The organism is Mitsuaria sp. 7, assembly GCF_001653795.1.
GTDB lineage: Bacteria > Pseudomonadota > Gammaproteobacteria > Burkholderiales > Burkholderiaceae_C > Roseateles.
The window spans coordinates 554,367-572,240 of the sequence record NZ_CP011514.1; the positions used below are offsets into that span (position 1 = coordinate 554,367).

A 17,874-nucleotide genomic window follows, 5' to 3' on the forward strand; every position below is an offset into this window, starting at 1 on the left:
GCAGACGACCGGGCCTCCGGGTCGGCGATCAGGTCGATGAGGTCGACAACATCGCCATCGCGTCGGGACGGGGCGGGGCGGACGGCGTGGAGACGCCGCCGCCGAGACCGTCCTCGCCCTGCGCGGCGATCTCCTGCGCCAGCACGGCCGCCAGCCGGTCCGAGGTCACGGGCTCCCGCCAGGTCACGTCCTGTAGCCGCTTCGTGCTCACGCCACTGACGCGCGGAAGGTCGGCCACGCTCAACCGGTGGAGATCGTTCGCCGCGCGCATGAACACCCGGGCCTCGGCGATTTTCTGTGGCGTATCGAAGCCGTCGATCGGCAGGCTGAGGGATTTTTCGTCACGCGCGCGCCGGAGCACCTCCACCGCGAGCCGCAACGGTGTCAACGCCTCGACGGCCTTCCGTTCCCCCGCCGAGACCTTCAGCCGCGTGAGCATCCCTTTGTACAGATCGGCCACGGCATCGAGGATCGTCGACACCGCCGGCGCCTGCTCGAGGGCCTCGGTGAAGGCCGCCGTCTCGCCGCAGAGCGCCTGGAGCATCAGGTCCGCGATGTCTGCCGAGGCTTGCGGACTCATCGAGGTGGCGAGGTGTTTCGCGATGTCGGCGCGCAGCGGCTCGACGTCCGCCGGCGCGAACACGTGATCGCTCCACGTCCTGTACGGGAGCCGGTCAAGCACCAGTCGCGCCCTTTCCTTGTCCGACACGCCGTCGCCGAGGATCTGGAAGACCTCTGTCGTCGCCAGTCCCAGGTGCCGCATGCGACGCATCCAGCGGACATTGCCGGCATCGAGGACGGGGCGCGGGTCGCTCAGCGCCCAGGCGATGCCGAGATCCTCGTCGGGCAACGCCTTGCTGAACTCGAGGAAGCGGTCGACCAGCGCGGCTGTGCGGAGCCCCGCGGCGAGCAGTCCGTCGATGCTCCTCGCGCTCAGGCCCCGTATCAGCAGGTAGACGGCGGGCTCCCGGAACACCAGGGGCAGGGCAGCGTCCGTGGTCCATGCCTTCGAATGGGCACGCTGCTCCCAGGTCAGCGCACCGAACTCGGGTTTCTCCTCTGCGCTCACCCGCACCTTGAGCAGACCGGCTTCGCGGGCGGCCTGGATGTCACTGGCGCTGCGAGACCGGACGAAGACCTCGGCATTGTTCGGCGACAGTTCGGGCGCGAGGGGGAGGCCGGAGCCCGAATGCCTTCGCCTGAACGGGACCTCGGCAAGATCGGGGGACGGCAGGCGGAATTCATACGGCGTGTCCGACGCGACAGCCTGGAGCATGTCCGCGACCATCGCCACCGGGAGGGTGTAGATCGCATGGGTCTGCAGGCTCAGGTGTTCGAAGGTGGATCGCCACCGCCCCAGCACGGTCCGGAGAGCCTCGCCCAGCGACGACAGCGCGAGCTCCTGGGTCGCCTTGTCGACCGGTACGTCGCGCAGGGGCCGCGTGCCGGAAGCGTCGCCCGCACGGAGGTGGTGGGCGAGGCTGCCCGCCAGCGGCGCCGCTTCGAGCAGCGCGTCGCGGTCGCCGTTCGCCGATCGGAGGACCAGGTCGGACAGCCGCCACAGGGCTTCGTCGACCTGGGCCGACGGCGGCGTCCCGACCCCCGCGAGCAGGCGCTCCGCCAGCGATCGCTTCACGTCGGGCTTGAAGGGGGCGAGGACGCGGATCTCCAGACGGCCATAGCCCCAGTCGCGGTAGGACAGGTGGCCGATCAAGGCCATTGCCCGCTGGATCGGGCCCGGTACGGACGGACCTTCGGCATCGGGAGACGATGCGAATGAAAGATCCTGCAGGGGAAAGTCCAGGGTCAGGCCTTGCGCGTCAAGGCCGCCTTCCGCATCGCCCTGCGCAGGGGAGCGGACCGGCATCGACGCCGCGAGCGACGCCAGACGCCTGCCTTCAGCCTGCCCGATGGCGTCCGGCAGGGGCATGTCACCGATGTAGATCTTCTGGTGCGAACCCGCGCCGTGCGTCCCCGCCCAATGGCTCGATGCCGGATCGGGTGCGAGGGGCGAGGCGATCGCGACCCTCAGCAGACCGAGATCCTCGGCGGTCTGCAGGTCGGCGGCGACGTCCTTCAGCAGGGACCGGATCGCCTCGTCCCGCAGCGACGGGCCTGCCGGGAGTGTGAGCCTCAGGGGCGGCGCCATCGCACCGCTTTCCGCGCCGCCTTCCGGCACGGCGCCGAGCGCGGCGAGCAGCAGGAACGAGGGCAGGGTGGCCGCCAGGGCGTCGCGTTCGCCTCCCTGGTCCTGCCTGTTCCGGATCTGCCTGTACAGATCGTCCGCAAGCCGGGCGAAGGTGGTGACGGCAAGGTGGACGGCCGCTGTCCGGAGCACCGGGCTGGGCCCCTGGTCCTCCAGGACGCCGTCGATGAGCCTGGCCACCGGCGCGGATCCCCAGGTCGGCGGCGTCGGGACGGCGGCGAGGCCTGCGGGCGTGTGTGCCTCCAGCCGCAGAAGGGCCCGGCCCAATGCGCCGCGATCGGTGCCGGCCGCCGCCAGCAGCAGCAGGTCGGCGACCTCGGCCAGGACCGGCGTGAAGGCGTCGGTCTTCAGCCCGTCCTGTCCCGCCTTCAGCCAGTCGATCACCTGCTGCCGGCGAGAGGCCAGCAGGTCGGCTGGGACCGCGGAAGGCGATCCGGCGCGGTGCGGCAACGATGCGATCAGCAGACGCATCGTCTGGCTGGGCGACGCCGTGTCGCGGAGGAGCGCCAGGGCGTTCCCGGCTGTCTCGCCGACCTTCGCCATCTGGCGCAGCAGCGACCCGTCGCGCGGGGTCAGGTCGTGCGCCAGCACATCCTGCGCGACGAAAGCCGGCGGCAGCGCGCCGAAGATCCCGCGCAGCGTGACCGCCCGTTGCACCATTTCCTCGGACTGCACGCCCAGCGTCAGCAGGGCCTCGGCCTCCCGCCGGTCGTATCCGCCCGCCTGCAGCCGCGTGAGCAGCGGGCTGGCGCCGACCTCGGCCGTCGTGAAGCTCACCTCCTTGAGCCAGAGTTCCCCCGGCAGATCGTGAGGGATGCCGACGATCCGGTAGCGTCGATAGGGAACGCCGTCTTCCGCCGGCACCCAGCGGTCGTCGCGGTTCTGCGCCTGGAGCGACCAGGCTTCGGTGACGCTGCCGCCGCCCGGGACCTTGCCGTCATGCTGGAGATCGACCTGCCAGCCCGACAAGGCGACGGGATGCATGAAGTCGAACAGGATCGCGCGTTCCTGCGTACCGCCGGAGGACGAGGACACGGCGGGCAGACCCGCCGGCGGCCGCCAGGCGGTCGCTTCTCCCGCCTTGTCGACGCCGTCGACCAGGTTGGCAGGACTGCTGCGGCCGAAGCCGTCGCTCCCGGGCAGCGTCGTCTCGCTCTCCGTGACCAGAGCGTTGTCGTTGATCTTCGTCTCGACCATCGCGTACAGCGACGAGCGTTTGGCGTAGGCGCCGAACCGGGCTTCGGGCCAGTACTTCTCGCGATCGGAAGCGGGCCTTTGATCGCGGGTGCTGAGAATGTTCGAAGAGTCGTAGTACGACCTGGACGCCGGCTTCTCGAGGTCGTCATGCTTCCGGTCGAAGGCCTTTCTGGCGTCCTTCTCGAGCTTGTCGCGTCCTTCCCGGTCGAGCAGCGCCGGCGATTGTCCCGAGGCATCCAGCAGCATGCCGGGAATGAGGTCGTAGCCGACACCGGGCAACGGGATGTCGTGCGCCGTGACGAACTTGTTGCCGTTGCCGTCGAGCGCCAGGTAGCGCTTCACCTCGTACTGCGGGACCTTGATGGCGGGCGTCCTGAAGGCGTCGCTCACGCCGACCTGGATGAGGCCGCCGCGATTGCCCTTGCCTTCGTAGCTCAGCCGGTTGGCGTTGGCGAGCAGGACGTCGCGCACCGGGACACGCCCGTTCCACAGCTTGCGCAGCACCGTGTGATCGATGACGCCCGCCTGGAGCATGCCATCGATCCAGGCTTCGTCCAGGGACACGGCGACCATCGCCCGGGCCATCTGCGCCGCCACCTCATCGGGCCGGCCTTTCAACTTCAGCGCGACCAGGAGCAACTCGTGCGTGTCCGCCGTGGTCGCGTGGCCGTCCCCGAACCCGGCGAGCAGGCGGCTGAATTCCCGCAGGCGCGTCGCCGACGCGTCGTCGCCCAAGATGCCGGCATCCCGGCTCGCGGCCCAGGTCTCGAAGGCGTCCAGGGCGTGCGGCGACAGCCCGCCGCCCACCACGGCCTCCTGATAGGCCCAGGGCCGTCCGGCCGCCGTGAGGCGACGCAGCATCGTGCCATGACGCGCGGCCGACACCCTCAGGGGGGCGGGGCTGGCGGCGCAGTCGTCCAGCAGCGATGCCGGGGGCCAGGTCTTGCCATCGGCCATGGCGGCCAGCAGCCTGCGCATCCGCCGCACCTGGCCGATCGACGTCGAGCGGACGGCGTTGACGATGTCGACGGGCAGGCCGCTCATGCGGAGGTAGTCGCGGACGGTCTCGACCGGATGGGTCTTCTCTGGCGCGATACGGCTGTTGTCCAGGTTCCGTCTCAATTCGATGACGGCTCCCATCCGCGGCACGTCGCGGATGCCGGCGTCCTCGAACCCGCGCGCCTGGAGGATGCCGCCCGGCAGGCCCGCCTGCTCCTGGCGTTCGAAGGCCTCACGCCAGGCCGGGTCGAGGATCTCGGGCGCGAGCCGCAGCGACGATCTGTCCGGCTGTTCGAGTTGGAAGGCGCCAGCCTCCTGCGCGAATGAAGGGAGATCCTTCAGGATCACCCGGCTGCCCGTTCCGGCGGACTCGAGATCCACGCTGCGGCCGATCCGGCCCGCCTTCGAGACGGAGGTCATGACCACGGACCGGAGGACCGGCGTCGTCGACCACGCGGCATCGACGGCCATCTGCACGACATGGATGCCGGGCAGCGTGGCGAGGACGTCGCCGTCGCCGTTGCCGCCGTCCGGCCCGTAGACCATCACGCCGGTGGCGTTGATGACCGGCAGGACGTAGCGCCTGCCGCCGAACTCCATGGACAGATGCCGTGCCAGCGGATCCACCGCATGGCGGCGCACGGTGACGCTGCCGTCCAAGGTGTCGATCACCAGGTCGTCCCCTGATCGCCGCAGCCGCAGCGGTGCGGCAGCGAGCTTCAAGACGTCACGGGTCGACGTTAGCGCGGTGTTGTCGATCACGACGTGAGTGCCTTCGGCGATCTCGTAGACGTCGGCCCCGTCGGTGCCGGTGCGATGGTCCGCCGGGACGGTGGTCGTGGCCGTGTTCGCGCTCGCGCTCGTGCTCGTGTTCGTGTTCGTGTTCGTGTTCGTGTTCGTCGGTGTCAGTGTCAGTGTCGGTGGCGTTGCGTTCGTCGTCCCGCTCTCGGGGGCGTCCGGTGCCGCCCCCTGCATCCGGCCCTGGTCCGGGTCGCCCGGCGCGGGATGGCGCAGCTTGATCGCGGCGCGCGCGCCCTTGTCCTGGCTACCGCGCGCCCACAGAGCCAGCTGGCCATGCATCGCGGCCCAGTCCCGCGTGGCGTAGCCGGGCAGCGTCAGCCGCAACGGGGTGAAGCCGGCTTTCGTGTCGGCGGGCGGGGTTTCGGTGATCACCAGATCGTCGCCTTCGCGGCGGTAGCCCAGGCGGTCGACGGGCAGGTCCAGCGTGACGTCCATGGGCATGGACGTGCGGGGTCTCAGCCTGAAGTCGCCGCCGCCGGACGCGAGGTGGTGGCGCGTGTGGGCCTGGTCGCCGCTCAGCGTCCTCCGGAAGGCCGGCGTGGACGCGTCGAGGTAGAGGTGCTTGTCCACCGAGGACGACGACGCCAGCCCCGTGGGCAGGCGGCGCGGATCGACCAGCGTCAGATGGGTGCCGAGCGCGTCCACGATGAAGAGGGACGCCGTTGCGGCAGCGGGCGCGCCGGGCGACGTCGGGGCCGGCGTCGGGGTCGGCGTCGGCAGGGCCGGGAAGAAGTTCTCCAGCCTCAGCTGCATCACGGCGTTCGTGCTGATGATCAGGCAGCGGTCCTCGCGTTCGAAGTACAGGTCCTCGTGCGGCACATCGACCTTGAGGAGCAGATTGCCGGGTCGCCCGCCGGCGAAGCGGAGGACCGCGTTCACGGTGCCGTTCCAGATCGCGGCGTCGTCCGACACGCTGCTGATGTCGTTGCCCTCGCGCAGCACGTAGGTGTTGCGCCCGCCGCCGCCGGTGATGGTGGAACGGCCGGCGCCCACGTCGAAGCGCTCGTCTCCCGGTCCGCCGGTCACGTCCGCCTCGGCGGCGTTCCGGATGGTCACGTTTTCAATCCCGAACAGGGAATGGACCCTGTGGCTGCCCGACGGGAGCGCCGAGCGACCCTTGGCGAGGGTGAGCGCACCGGCGATGGCCTGAGCGCCGACCTTCACGTGCAGGCCGGTGGCGTCCAGGTCCACCTCGTCCTCGCCGCCCTTGCCGTTCACATGCACGCGGCTGCGCCCGTCCAGCAGGAAGAGGTCGCGTTCGCTGCCGCCGTCGACGTTGCCGAGGGCCCCCTGCAGTTCGAACAGTTGCGCCGCCGCGCCCTTGCTCGTCAGCTTGGCGGTGCCGAAGTCGTTGCGCAGGTCGAGCCAGGCTGTTCCGGTACGCGGGGCATCGCCCGCCGATGGCGGCGCCTCCCAGGCGTCGAAGCGGTCGGAGGCGAGCGGCTGATCGACCCGGGACAACAGCCCCCGGTCCTGCAGGACGAAGGTGAAGTTGGGATCGTTGCCGGGCACCCGGAAGCTGGCATGCGCGACCTCGTGCTTCCGGCGGGGATATTTCACCGTCCCGTAGCCGGCCTTCGCGAGCTGCTCGCCGCGGAAGACCATGTAGTCCCGACGCGCCTGGTCGAGCATCGTCGCGCGCGCCTTCGCGGCCGTGTCCGCAGTTTTCTCGATCTCCGCGCGACGGAGCACGTCGGTCTCGAAGCCGAAGAACTTGGCGAGGCCGGCGCCGATTGCGTCGCCGAGGTCGGTCGAGGTACGGATGTAGTCGCCGAATTCCTCCGTCCACATGAAGCTGCCGACCGCGCCGTTGACCGCGATCATCAGCAGGGCCAGCGGCAGCGCCGCTTCGGCCAGCACGCCGGAGACCAGGCCGAGCGCCGTGCCCGCGATGGCTTCCGCGCCGCCGGCGAAGGCGGCGCCGACCTGCACGCCGGCCGACACCAGCGAGGTCGCGGTGAAGAAGGTCATGATGGTCGTATTGGCGACCAGGTTGCGGAAGGCGAAGCTGTCCGTGCCTTGACCGCTCTTGCGGAACTCGTCCCACTGCAGCCCGATCACGACCAGGCCGAGCGCGGACAGGCCCAGATCGGCGGCGCCGCCTTCCAGCGCCGTGCCGATGGTGGCGAGGGCGGACTCCAGCGTCGTCGCCGCGCGGGCGCCGCCCGACAGCTGCGAGGCCGCGGAGAGCTCGCGCAACCACTGGCCCACCTTCACCGTCAGCGGCGTGATCACGATGCTGGACGTCTGGGCCGTGAGCAGGCCCTTCATCGCCGCATCCATATGGCGCCAGCCCTGCACGAGCTGCGCGGCGCCGATGACCGTGTTCATCACGCCCACGCCGTGGCCGGCGACCGCTTCCGCGATGCCGCCGGACGGCTCGGAGAAACCTCGACGGACGTCGCGCGCCTTGTCCAGCAGACGTTCCCCCTCCAGGCCCGCGCCGGCGCGCAGGCTGTCGAACACCTCCTCGGGCAGGTGAAGCAGCGCGGCGCCCGCGCGCATCAGGCCGGCGTCGTCGTTGCCGGCCACGAGCGCCTGCAGTTGCGGCTCGATCAGCTGCACGCCGCCGTCGCCGTCCAGGCCCACGACGCCGTTCTCCAGCAACACGGGCAATGCGCCCTCCGGCGTGATGCGCGAGGTCTCATCCAGGCCGAGGGTGTCCTCGTCGAGCGTCTGGCGGACCAGTTCGTCCAGATGACGCTCGTCCCGCAGGGCGCTCAGGACCGGCACCTCCCGGCCGTCGATGTCGAGCACCTGCCCGGCGAACGAGTCGGCGAGCAGCTTGTACGCCGGGACGGTGGGACGCTCGGCCTCGGGCACGGCTTCGATCGCCGTCGCCAGATCGGCTTCGAGCTGTCGTGCTTCGGCGGGATCACTGGCGATGCGACGCAGCCGGTCCAGGTCGACTTCGCCGTCGGCGCCGGTGAAGAGCCGGACCAGCTCCGTCGGTACCGTGCCGCGCAATGTCGCGTCGTACAGGAGCTGCATCTCGGCGGCGGGTCGCTGCCATTGCGAAACCGAGTCCAGTTCGGGGTCGACGTACTTGTCGGTGATCTCGATGGCGCCGGTCTCCGGGTTCTTGCGGATCAGCTTCGTGTCGCCCGGCAGCCGGTGCCTCAGCATCAGGCGACCCTCTGCATCGAGGCGGCCCGTCAGCTTCATGATCGCCGTCGGATCCTCGCCGACGTCGACCTCGACTTCCGCCATATGGACATGGCCCGTCCTTGCCGTCACCTCGGCGTCTTGCGTCCAGAGGGCCGCGTCGGTCAGGTGCTGGAAGAACTCGACGGCAAACGACTTCTCCAAGGATGGCGAGTGCAGGTCGCAGGCGACCAGGCTGGCGCGACGCAGTTTGGGCGAGCTCTGGAATCCGTCGCGGAACTGCTGGCTCAGCCCGCTGGCCAACTCGCCCGGCCCCCAGTCGCTCAGGGTCTGCTGTTTCGCGAACCGCATCACGGAGTGGCCGACCACGTAGATGTCGACCTGGGTCTTCGAGCTCGCCTTGGCCTTCAGCTCGTGCCCGGCGCGGATGTGCATGTTGGGCACATCGTGGGGGGCGGCCCCCCGATCCATCTGCACCCAGGCCATCTGCCCCCGGTACTTCCTGGCCAGCAGCATGGCCGCCGTCTCGCTGTGTTCGTCGCGCCCGACCTGGACGATCAGCTTCAGGGTCAATGGCGCTTCCACGGGCCAGGGTTGCGACAGATCGAACAGCTCTTCGCTGAATGACGGACCGCTCCGGCCCGGCGTGGCTCGCAGGGGCCGGATCGCCGACTCGACGCCGTCGGGATCGACGACCCAGGACGCGACGCCGGTGACGTCGTCGACGTCCGGCGCATCGCTCGACCGCCGGGCAACCACCGTCTCGTTCACGCTGAACTCGCCGTTGCGCAGGCTCATGAGGCGCGGCAGGTGTCCCAGGGCATGGGCGAGGTCGGGCGCCACCAGCGGCGTGGTGTCGAGGTGGCGGATGATCAAGGCCTCCGCGGTCCGGATGTCGGCATCCTGAAGGGCCATGGCGGCCAGTTCGCTCCCGCCGTCCGATCGGTAGGCGCTCAACGGGTCGACCTGCAGCACCGTGTCCAGACGCGTGGCCGGATAGTTCACCCGGATCCGGCCCGTGGCGCGGTCCAGTCGCTGGCGCACCATCGGCGCCCGCTCCACCAGCGCCGCCAGCGGCCGGTCTTCGGGCAGCAGGTCCAGGGACTCGGGCTTGGTGGCCGGTATCTCGTCGACCAGGTAGCTGGAGTACTTCCGGAATTGCGTCTCGAGCACCCTCATCGTCCGGCCGTACGTTCTCCTGACCTGTTCCACCCGATCGGGCGCAACGTCCTGAAGCAGCCGCTCCACCGTCGCCGCATCGAGCGCATCCCGATGCAGGGGCTGGACGCCGCCGTGCGTCAGGATCTCCGCCTTGATCGCGTCGAACGTCCACGCCTGCTCATGTTCGCCGGCGCCGTGCAGACGCTGGAGGCGCCCCCGGATGTCGTCGGCCAGCGCCTTGAGGGTGGTAGCTTCGGTCGAGCCGGCGGGGGCTTCGGTCTCCCACCGGCGCAGCGCTTCCTCGGCCTCCGCCAGCGACTCCTTCATCTGGATCACGTCGATGGCGATCGTCTGGGTCCCCAGGGTGGACCAGTAGACCTCCCCCTGCCGGATGCCACGCATCATGGGGGGCAGGGCTTGCCCGATCAGCGCGTCCGTGAAGGGCGCCTCCTGGACGTGGACGTCGCGCGCGCCATGGCGGCGGGTGGCGGGGAGGCGGACGGCCTTCAGGGAACTCCATCCTTGCCCGGTCGGTCGCGGATCATCGAAGGTGATGGCGACCACCCGGTTCACCGCGCCGACGTCCTGCAGATGGCGAAGCGCCGTGCGGGCACGGAAGAGCTCGATGTCCCTGGATTCCTGCCAGGCCGAATGGTCCTCCGGCCTGATCCGGGAGAGGTCGACATAGAGCGTGCCGTTGGTGGCCGCGGCCCCGACGACGGACTTGAGCAGGTCGCTGCGTCCGTAGATCCTGTGGTCGATCTCCCGGACATTCGGACCGGCGGCGAAGACGCTGTCCCGGGCCGCCACGAGCGCGTCGATGAACACGGCGGATCCGGTGCTGATCCTGACCCAGTCGTCGCGCACGGTCGGGTTCAAGGTCTCCTTCGCCAACTGCGAGTCGTTCGCGCGGGCCCGCCAGGCGATCGGCGAGTCGTAGGGCCGCTGGTTGACGGTCAGGCCGAGGACGGCGTCATAGGCCGGCAGCAGCAGCGACATGTCGAAGAGCACGCCTTGCGTGATCTGGTCGACCACCGGGCGCAGCCGGGCCAGCAGTGCTTCGTCTTTCAGGCCCAGCTTGGTGGACAGCCGGTGCAGGATCGCCGTGCGCATGGCGACGGCGCGTTGACCGTCGTCGACCTGCCAGGAGAAGGGCTCTTCCAGCGGAATCTGCCCGAGCACCGCCAGGGCCTGGCGCACGCGCCGGGTTTCAAGGGCCAGTTGTTGCGGCGTCAGCCGGGCTGCGGCCCTCGCCGCAGCGGCTGCGGGGTCGACGTCCAGGGCGGTGTCGAGGGCGGCGGTGGTCTGCGCCTCGGACAGGCGATTCAACTGGCGGTTGTCCGGATACTTGGGCCGCGGGATGAGCTGATCCTTTCGCCGGACGGCATCCACGTGGGTGACGAAGACGCCCTCCCTGGCGCGGTTCACCGCCTGGGTCTCGCCGAAGGGCAGCGTCCATCGCCGGGTCAGCGCGGGGCCGTTGGCCGCATCGGCGGAAAACAGCACCTGACCCTGGAAGGTGGTGATGTCATAGTTGGTCCCGGGCTGGAAGGAGTCACCGAACTTCCGGGAAAAATGGTGGCGCGAATACGGGGACTCCAGGTCGCATGCCAGCAGCGTGACCTTGGTGGCCCGGGGACGCGACCCGCCGAAATGCAGGTCCAGGGCCCTGTCCACCCGCACGCTCAACTCGTGGCCGCTGTAGCCGCTCAGATGTCTGGCCTGGTCGTCGGCGGTGGACCCCTGGCCGATGACCACCAGCTTGACCTCGGTGTCGTGGCTCGTCGTGCCGGTCAGGCCTTTGCCGGCAACGATCCGGGACGCGCCGTGGCGGTCCAGCTGGAGCCAGAGCACGCGCCCCTTGTTGTCGGTCTGCAAGGCGTGGCGCAGGCTGGCCTCGAAGGCCTGCGGTGAATCGTCCATCTGCAGGACGACCATCTTCAGATCCAGCCGCGGCTGCTTGGCCGTCGGCCCGGCAGCCGTCAGCCCGTCGCCCGCCGAGGCCCAGGGCGCGGACGGCAGCCTGTCGGGCGGCAGCTCGTCGCGCCATCTGGAGACCGGGCGGTCGAGCACATCAGGGGACGCGCCGACGTCGTCCGCGAAGTGGCGGTAGCGCCGGATCTCGGCTTCGTTCGGGACCAGCGTGCCGTCCGCCAGCCGTTCGAACAGCCGCGGCAGCGGGCGCAAGCCATGCTGCCCGTGCCGCGCGGCCACCAGATGCTGGTTGTTCCAGGACAGGGCATAGGGCAGCCGTCGCGACACCGGCCCGTCGCCGATGAGACGGGCGATGGCCAGGTCCAGGTCCATCGCCGATTCCTCCGGGTTCTGCGGGTCACGCAGACGGTACTCGTAGTAGCGCCTTTTCCTGTCCCGCAGGACCGTCAGGGCCACCGTCCCCGGCACGCGGTTCTTGAGCAGCAGGTGGGCGTTGGGAAAGGTCGGATGGTGGGGGCTGCGCCAGTTGATCGTCGACGTCAGGTGGACGCCGGGAAGCACGTTCCGGGGACTGTAGACGCGGGACTTCACGGCACGCTGCCCCAGGATCTCATGCAGCGGGCTGCCGGAGACGTGGCGGCTGCCCTGCTCCCGCCAGACGCCGTGCTGGCGGGCGGTTGCCGTGGAGGAGGTGCAGAGCACCCCGCCGATGACGCCGCGCCGCGAGAGCTCCCGCAGCACGGGCTCCAGGTCGGCGACGTCCTTGACCGTCGACTGGTCGGGCGGGCCGCCGAGCGGTCCTCCCGCCACCAGGCCGTCGACGTCGATGTGCAGATCCGTCCTGTTGCGCGCCGCCTCCACCGTGTCGAACAGGATCTTGGCCAGCACGCCCAGCCGGGATCCTGGCGCGGACGGCGCGCGATCCTTGTCGAAGAGGGCATTCAGGAAGGAGACGGTGTCGGTGCGCGACCAGGCTTTTTCCCGTCCTCTCATGGCGGCGAGCTCGCTCAACCGGGCGTCCAGGTGCAGCATGCTGTGGACGTCGTCGGCGAGGTAGGCCATCGGCAGGACGGGCTTCGAGACACCGGGCAGCCCGCAGGCCTCCAGCGCCGCGATGATCCGTTCGTCGCTCGGCGCGCTGTCCTTCTGGCTCGGCGCGCTGTCCTTCTGGCGCAGTGCGATCCAGACCGGCTGGAGGCTGAACGGGTGCCACTGTTTCAGGAACCACGACTCGATCATCATGTCCATCGCGGAGATGGGCTCGCGGAGCGGGCCGCCGTCGGCGGCGGTTGTCGCAGGACCGGGCGACTGCGTGACCCTGTCGCCGGTCACCGGATCTGGGCTGCCGCCGGAGCCAGGGCCTTCGGGCGGGCGCGTGGTGGACGCGGTCGTCCGGTCGGTCTCCTCCATCACATCGCTGGGTCCCGCGGCGTCCTTGTCGTTCCTGGGATCGAAGGGCTCCGTGGCGTCGGTGTCCTCGGCGGGGTCGACCGTATCCGTGACGTCCCGGCCGGACGTCGAGCCGACGACGCTGAAGTCCGCCTCGGCGCCGGTGTCCGTGGAGGACGACCCACCGGCGTCCGCCGGGCGCGCGCGGGGCGGCGGCGGGTCGATGCGGCTGGCGAGCAGGTCGCCGCCGACGGTGCGCAGTTCACGGCCGTCGTAGCTCAAGGCCCACGGCAGGTCGACGAGGTTCAGCGGGCCGTCGGGGGAGAAGCGGCGGACGGTGACGAAGACGTCCAGCTCCCGCAGCGCCTGGTCCTGTTGCCAGGTCTTCGCCGGTCCGGCGTCGGCCTTCACGGGCAGCTGCCAGGTGACGGTAGTGCCGCCCTGCGTCAGGTGGATCACGCCCGCGGCGCGGTCCACTTGCTGCGACACCCCCGGCGCGATGCGGCGCAGCAGGGGCAGCGGCAGGGCGTCATCGACCGCGGGCCAGGTGCCGCGGCCGAAGGCGGCCTGCTGGGCGGGCGTCGCCGCGGCGGCCGCGGCCTTTTCCGTGAACGCCACCAGATCGTCCGCGTTGGTGAGGACCTCCTCTCTCACGCCCTGCTTGTGGATCTCGTTGCGGATCTCCTTCGACGCCGCCACGCGGCGGGACCACGCCGCTTCGTCCATCGCGGCCGACCGGTCGGCGGGCGGTTTCCCGAGCAGTTCCTCCAACTCGTCGCCGATGTCACCGGCCTGCTCCGTGATGCGGTTGAGGGCCTCGTTGTCCTCGTCGTTGTCGTACCGGATGGCGTTCAACTCGGCCTCGAACTCATGCCAGCCTTTCACCAGATGCTCCTTCTTGAGCACCCGGACCGTCCCGGTGGCCGGCTCGACGCCGGCGCTCGACCATCGCTCGGCGAGCAGGTCCTCCTCCGTCGTCCAGCGGTTGCCCTCGCGCCGCCATTCGGAACTCTCGTCGGAAGGGACGAGCCTGGCGACATAGCGGACCGGACCGATGACGCCGGTGGCGGTCATCACGCGGAGCTGATCGCGCAGGGACAGCACGAGACCGGCATACCGGGTGGATGCGGGATCCTTGACGTGGGGACGTTCCAGCGCGTTCCGCAGCCGTTCGACATCCAGCGTGAGCGGGGCGTCGAGGGCGGCGGAGGTCAGCAGGTCCGCCATGAAGCCGGCCAGCGGGCGCCCCGGATGGCCGCTGATCGACGCATGCCGGGCGTCGGGCAGGCCCGCCAGGAAGCGGTCGGCGCTCGCTTGCAGCTTGCTGAAATCCTCGGCCGCCTGCCGGCGCAGGGTCGCCTGATCCAGATCGGTCCCGGCCGCACGGACGATCAGGTCATACGCCCGACGCAGCGTGGGCACGGACGCGTCCAGGACGCCGGACAGGAAGGTCTCCGCCACGGGGCGCATCGACAGCGGGCGGCGGGCCTCGTCGAAACTGCTGCTGAAGGGCTGGAGACCGAAAGCGTCGATGAGCGCCGTCTTTTCCTCCTCGGTCAGGCCGGCCGGCGCGGGCAAGGGGGCATTGGCCGTGTGCAGCAGCGAGGTGATCACCACGGCGCGGCCGGCGCCGTGCGTGGCGGGCGGCGCTGCGGCGCCGGCGGCCTCCGGGAGGCGCCGCGCCTGGAGCGGCGACCTCTCGAAGCGCCAGCTTGAATCGATGCTGTGGGCGATGACGCCCCGCTTGTCGAGAAACTGCCCGTCGGCCAGCCGCAGGTTGGGCGGCAGCGCATTCAGGTCTGCAGCGCGGGCGCGTGCGACATGCGCCGAGACCAGCAGGTCGAGCTCACGCAGCTGCGCATCCGCTGTCGCGGTATCGGCCGGCGAGTGCGCTTCGTAGGTCAACTGGACATATCCGCGAACGCCCCGGGAGGTCCAGGCGAGCCGCACAGTGCCCGCGGCCCTGTCCAGCGTCTGCCTGACGTCGGGGGCCAGCACGGCCAGGATGCGAAGCGGTCGGGCGTCGTCGATGGGCGCCTGCTCCACCGCCTTGGAGACGCGGCGTTGCAACAGTCCGGAGTCGGGCTGGAAGTTCCATCGAGCCCGCAGGCCGGGCATGGGGTCGGTCGACGTGAATCCGGCGCTGGTGTGCGTCCATCGCCCCTCGTCCTTCGGCTTGACGGCGATCCAGGTGACCGGTCCCGTCAGTCCCGCGCGTTCGAGTTGCCTGAGGACGTCGTACAGCTGGAAGACGACGCCCGCGGCGAAGTCGGCTGGCGCCGGGAGGTTGTCCCTGGGATACCAGCGCATCTGGTCGGCGTCGAGCGTGAGCGGCGTGCCGGGTGGGGCGTTGACGGTGGCGAGGTAACGCTCGACCAGCGCAAGGGACGTGGCGGTCCGGCGATCGGGGCTTGCCTTCGCGACCCGCTCCCTGGCCAGTTGCTTCAGCGCGGTGAACCGGGTCGAGGCGTCCGCCAGATCGGCCGGCGTGCGCCGGCGCGACGGATCGACGGCGTCGAGCAGGGTCAGGTAAGCGTCGCGGGCATGCAGCGGTGAACCCAGGAGCAGGGCGTCCAGCAACTGGGCGCTCGCCGTTTCCACCGCGCGGGCCGGCACGGTCTTGAGTCGCAACGACAGGTTGCCCGCGCCGCGCAGCATCGGAAGCAGTTCCTTGCGCAAGGTGGCGGCATTGAAGAGCGCCAGGTCCCACGCGCCGGTGACCGTCTGGAAGGCCGCCGCGATCGTCGTGGCCCGCTGCTCGATGGTCAGCGCGCCGGTGGGATCCTGCGACCAGCGCGAGGGCGGCGGGGCGGTGTCGACGATCGTGGCCGTGCCCTTGCTCGTGCCCGGTCCTGGATCCCTGCCCGACGGCGGGTGGGTGGCCGACTCGCTGACCGGCACCTTCTTCGCCTCGTCGAAGGTGGGAACCGGTGTCGGCTCCGAATCGGCATCCGATGTCGAATCGGACGAGGACATCGGCAACTCCCACGGCTGCGGACTGGCCGCCGGCCGCAGCGGCGGGCCCACCAGGGTCGTGGTGTCGTCGACGGACGCGAAGCCCTCGGCGATGGCGCCGTTGACCGTCAGGATGCCATCCTCCAGGATCATCACCTCGGGGACGTCATCGAGCGACCGGACGTCGCCGCGCCAATGGCGGCGGATGAGGGCCACATCCATCTGGCGCAGCGACATGTCCAGCGCGATCCGGGGCCCGTGATCAGCCTCCTCGGGCAGCGCCTTGACCCACAGGGCCCGCTGGCCGCCGACCCCCAGGTCGAGTTCGACCATGCCCGTGGAGCGATCCAGCCGTTGACCCACCTCCGGCGCCAGCGCGGCCAGCAGGGGCAGGGGCCGCTCGGGGGTCACGGTCTCCAGCGCATGCTGGCCGAGTTCGGACTCCCGCACCCACTCGCCGTTCAACAGCGCCGGGAGTGCGGTCGTTACCACGTTTTCCAGGAGCACGGTGAGATGACGGACCGCGGGGTCCAGCAGCGTAGCGTCGGCGCGCAACGCCGCGATCAACGCGTGGGCCTCGGCTTTCTGGGCTTCCCTGGCTTGCGGTCCCAGTTGGGCGGCCCGATCCAGCGGCGGCAGATTTTCCGCATGGATGACCTGGTCGAGCATCCTCCCCCCCAGATCGTCCAGCCGGGCGAGGGCCTTCTTCGAGCCCGCGTCTGGCGGCTGGGCGGTCTTCGCGATGGCGAGGACGAAGTCGTACCACGGTTCCACCAGGAGGTCCCAGTCCGGCCGGACGATCAGCGCCTTCGCGGGATCGAAGTAGCTGCCTGCCAGCGCACGGTCCGCGCCGGTGGCGGTGGTCGCAAGGCCGCCGTTGATGGGGGTCCAGGGGACCTTGTCGTCGGGCGTACCGGACGGCCTGGACGCCGCCGCGTACCGCATCGGACCGATCACGTGGGCGGCGCTCAGCAGGCGCAGGCGCTCCAGCGCGGCCAGCCGCAGGCCGGCGCGGATCCGCAGGGACCGGTCCAGGCCGGCGTCCTGCGCGTGGTGGAGCTCATCCAGCCTGACCGTGAACGATCGGCCGGGACCGATCGATGCCAGCATCTCGCCGAAGAAGGCGGCGAGTTCGCGGCCCCGTACCGTCCTGCTTCGGGCCAGGGCGTCGGCATGCGTCATGAGGAGCTGCGCCGCTTCGTCGACCAGGCCCTGGAAGCTTTTCGCCGCGCGCACGTCGGCGCCGTCGCTGCCCCGATGCGCCTGCTCGGATTCGAGCAGCGAGGTGTAGACCTGACCCATGGCCAGCGGGTTCTCGTCCAGGATGGCGTTGAACAGCGCCTTCGCCAGTTGGCGCAGATCCGTGGAGTCCAGCTGGGCGTCGATCATCGACAGGTCCGCGCGGCCGAAGGCCTCGACCAGCCCGGTCCTCAGCGGGTCCGGCAGTGCGGGGTCGTCGGGCCACGACTGCGTGAGCCGGTCCAGCATGACCGCGATCACCGCGCCACGGCCGGGATCGGCCGGGCGCGCGGCGGCCATCGGCGGTGGCGCGATGGCGGAGGAGGTCGCGACCGGCTCACTCAGCTTCTGGAGGAAGGTGTCCGCCAGGGCCTTCGACGCGGCCCTTTCATGCGGCGCAACGGCTTCTTCCGGCATGAGGAGACCCTCGACCACCTTGTCCTTCAGGACCCCGAACCGGCGGAGCGCCTGCTCTTCTGCCCGCTGCGGCGTGAGGCCCTGGCGCACGCTGGTCTCCAGCAGGGACTGGTAGGCCACGGCGAGGTCGTCGAAGTTCCCGTTCAGCATGCCGGACACGAGATGCTCGGCCGCCTTGACCAGCAGACCCGACTCGTCGTGGAAGAAAACGTTCTGGGCGACCACGCCGAGCCACCGGCCGATCCGATGTGTCTGTTCCTGCTGGGGGGCCTGCAGCGGCGGGGTCTTCAGATCCTGCTGCAGCGTGCGGGCCAGCGCGGCCGTGCGTCGCTTGACCGCTGACAACACGTCCGCCTCGGCGGACGGAGCGACGGGGTCGTGGGAAGCGGGAAGGGGGAGTGTCATGGCGGCGTCTCACGCGAAAGAGTGAAACGCCTCAGTGAATGACGCCTGCGGGGCGGCATGACACC

1 protein-coding gene is annotated in these 17,874 nt (G+C 70.3%); it reads right to left on the reverse strand.

The window, feature by feature from the left end:
* Window positions 1-28 precede the first annotated feature (28 nt).
* Window positions 29-17,809 carry a C80 family cysteine peptidase gene (locus ABE85_RS02530; RefSeq protein WP_157521876.1) on the reverse strand — a complete coding sequence of 5,927 codons (17,781 nt, stop codon included), beginning with the start codon at window positions 17,807-17,809 and terminating at the stop codon, window positions 29-31.
* Window positions 17,810-17,874 lie beyond the last annotated feature (65 nt).

Coding starts and splice junctions, on each gene's coding strand:
- ABE85_RS02530 (WP_157521876.1), bottom strand. CDS start 17,809: ATGACACTCCCCCTTCCCGCTTCCCACGACCCCGTCGCTCCGTCCGCC.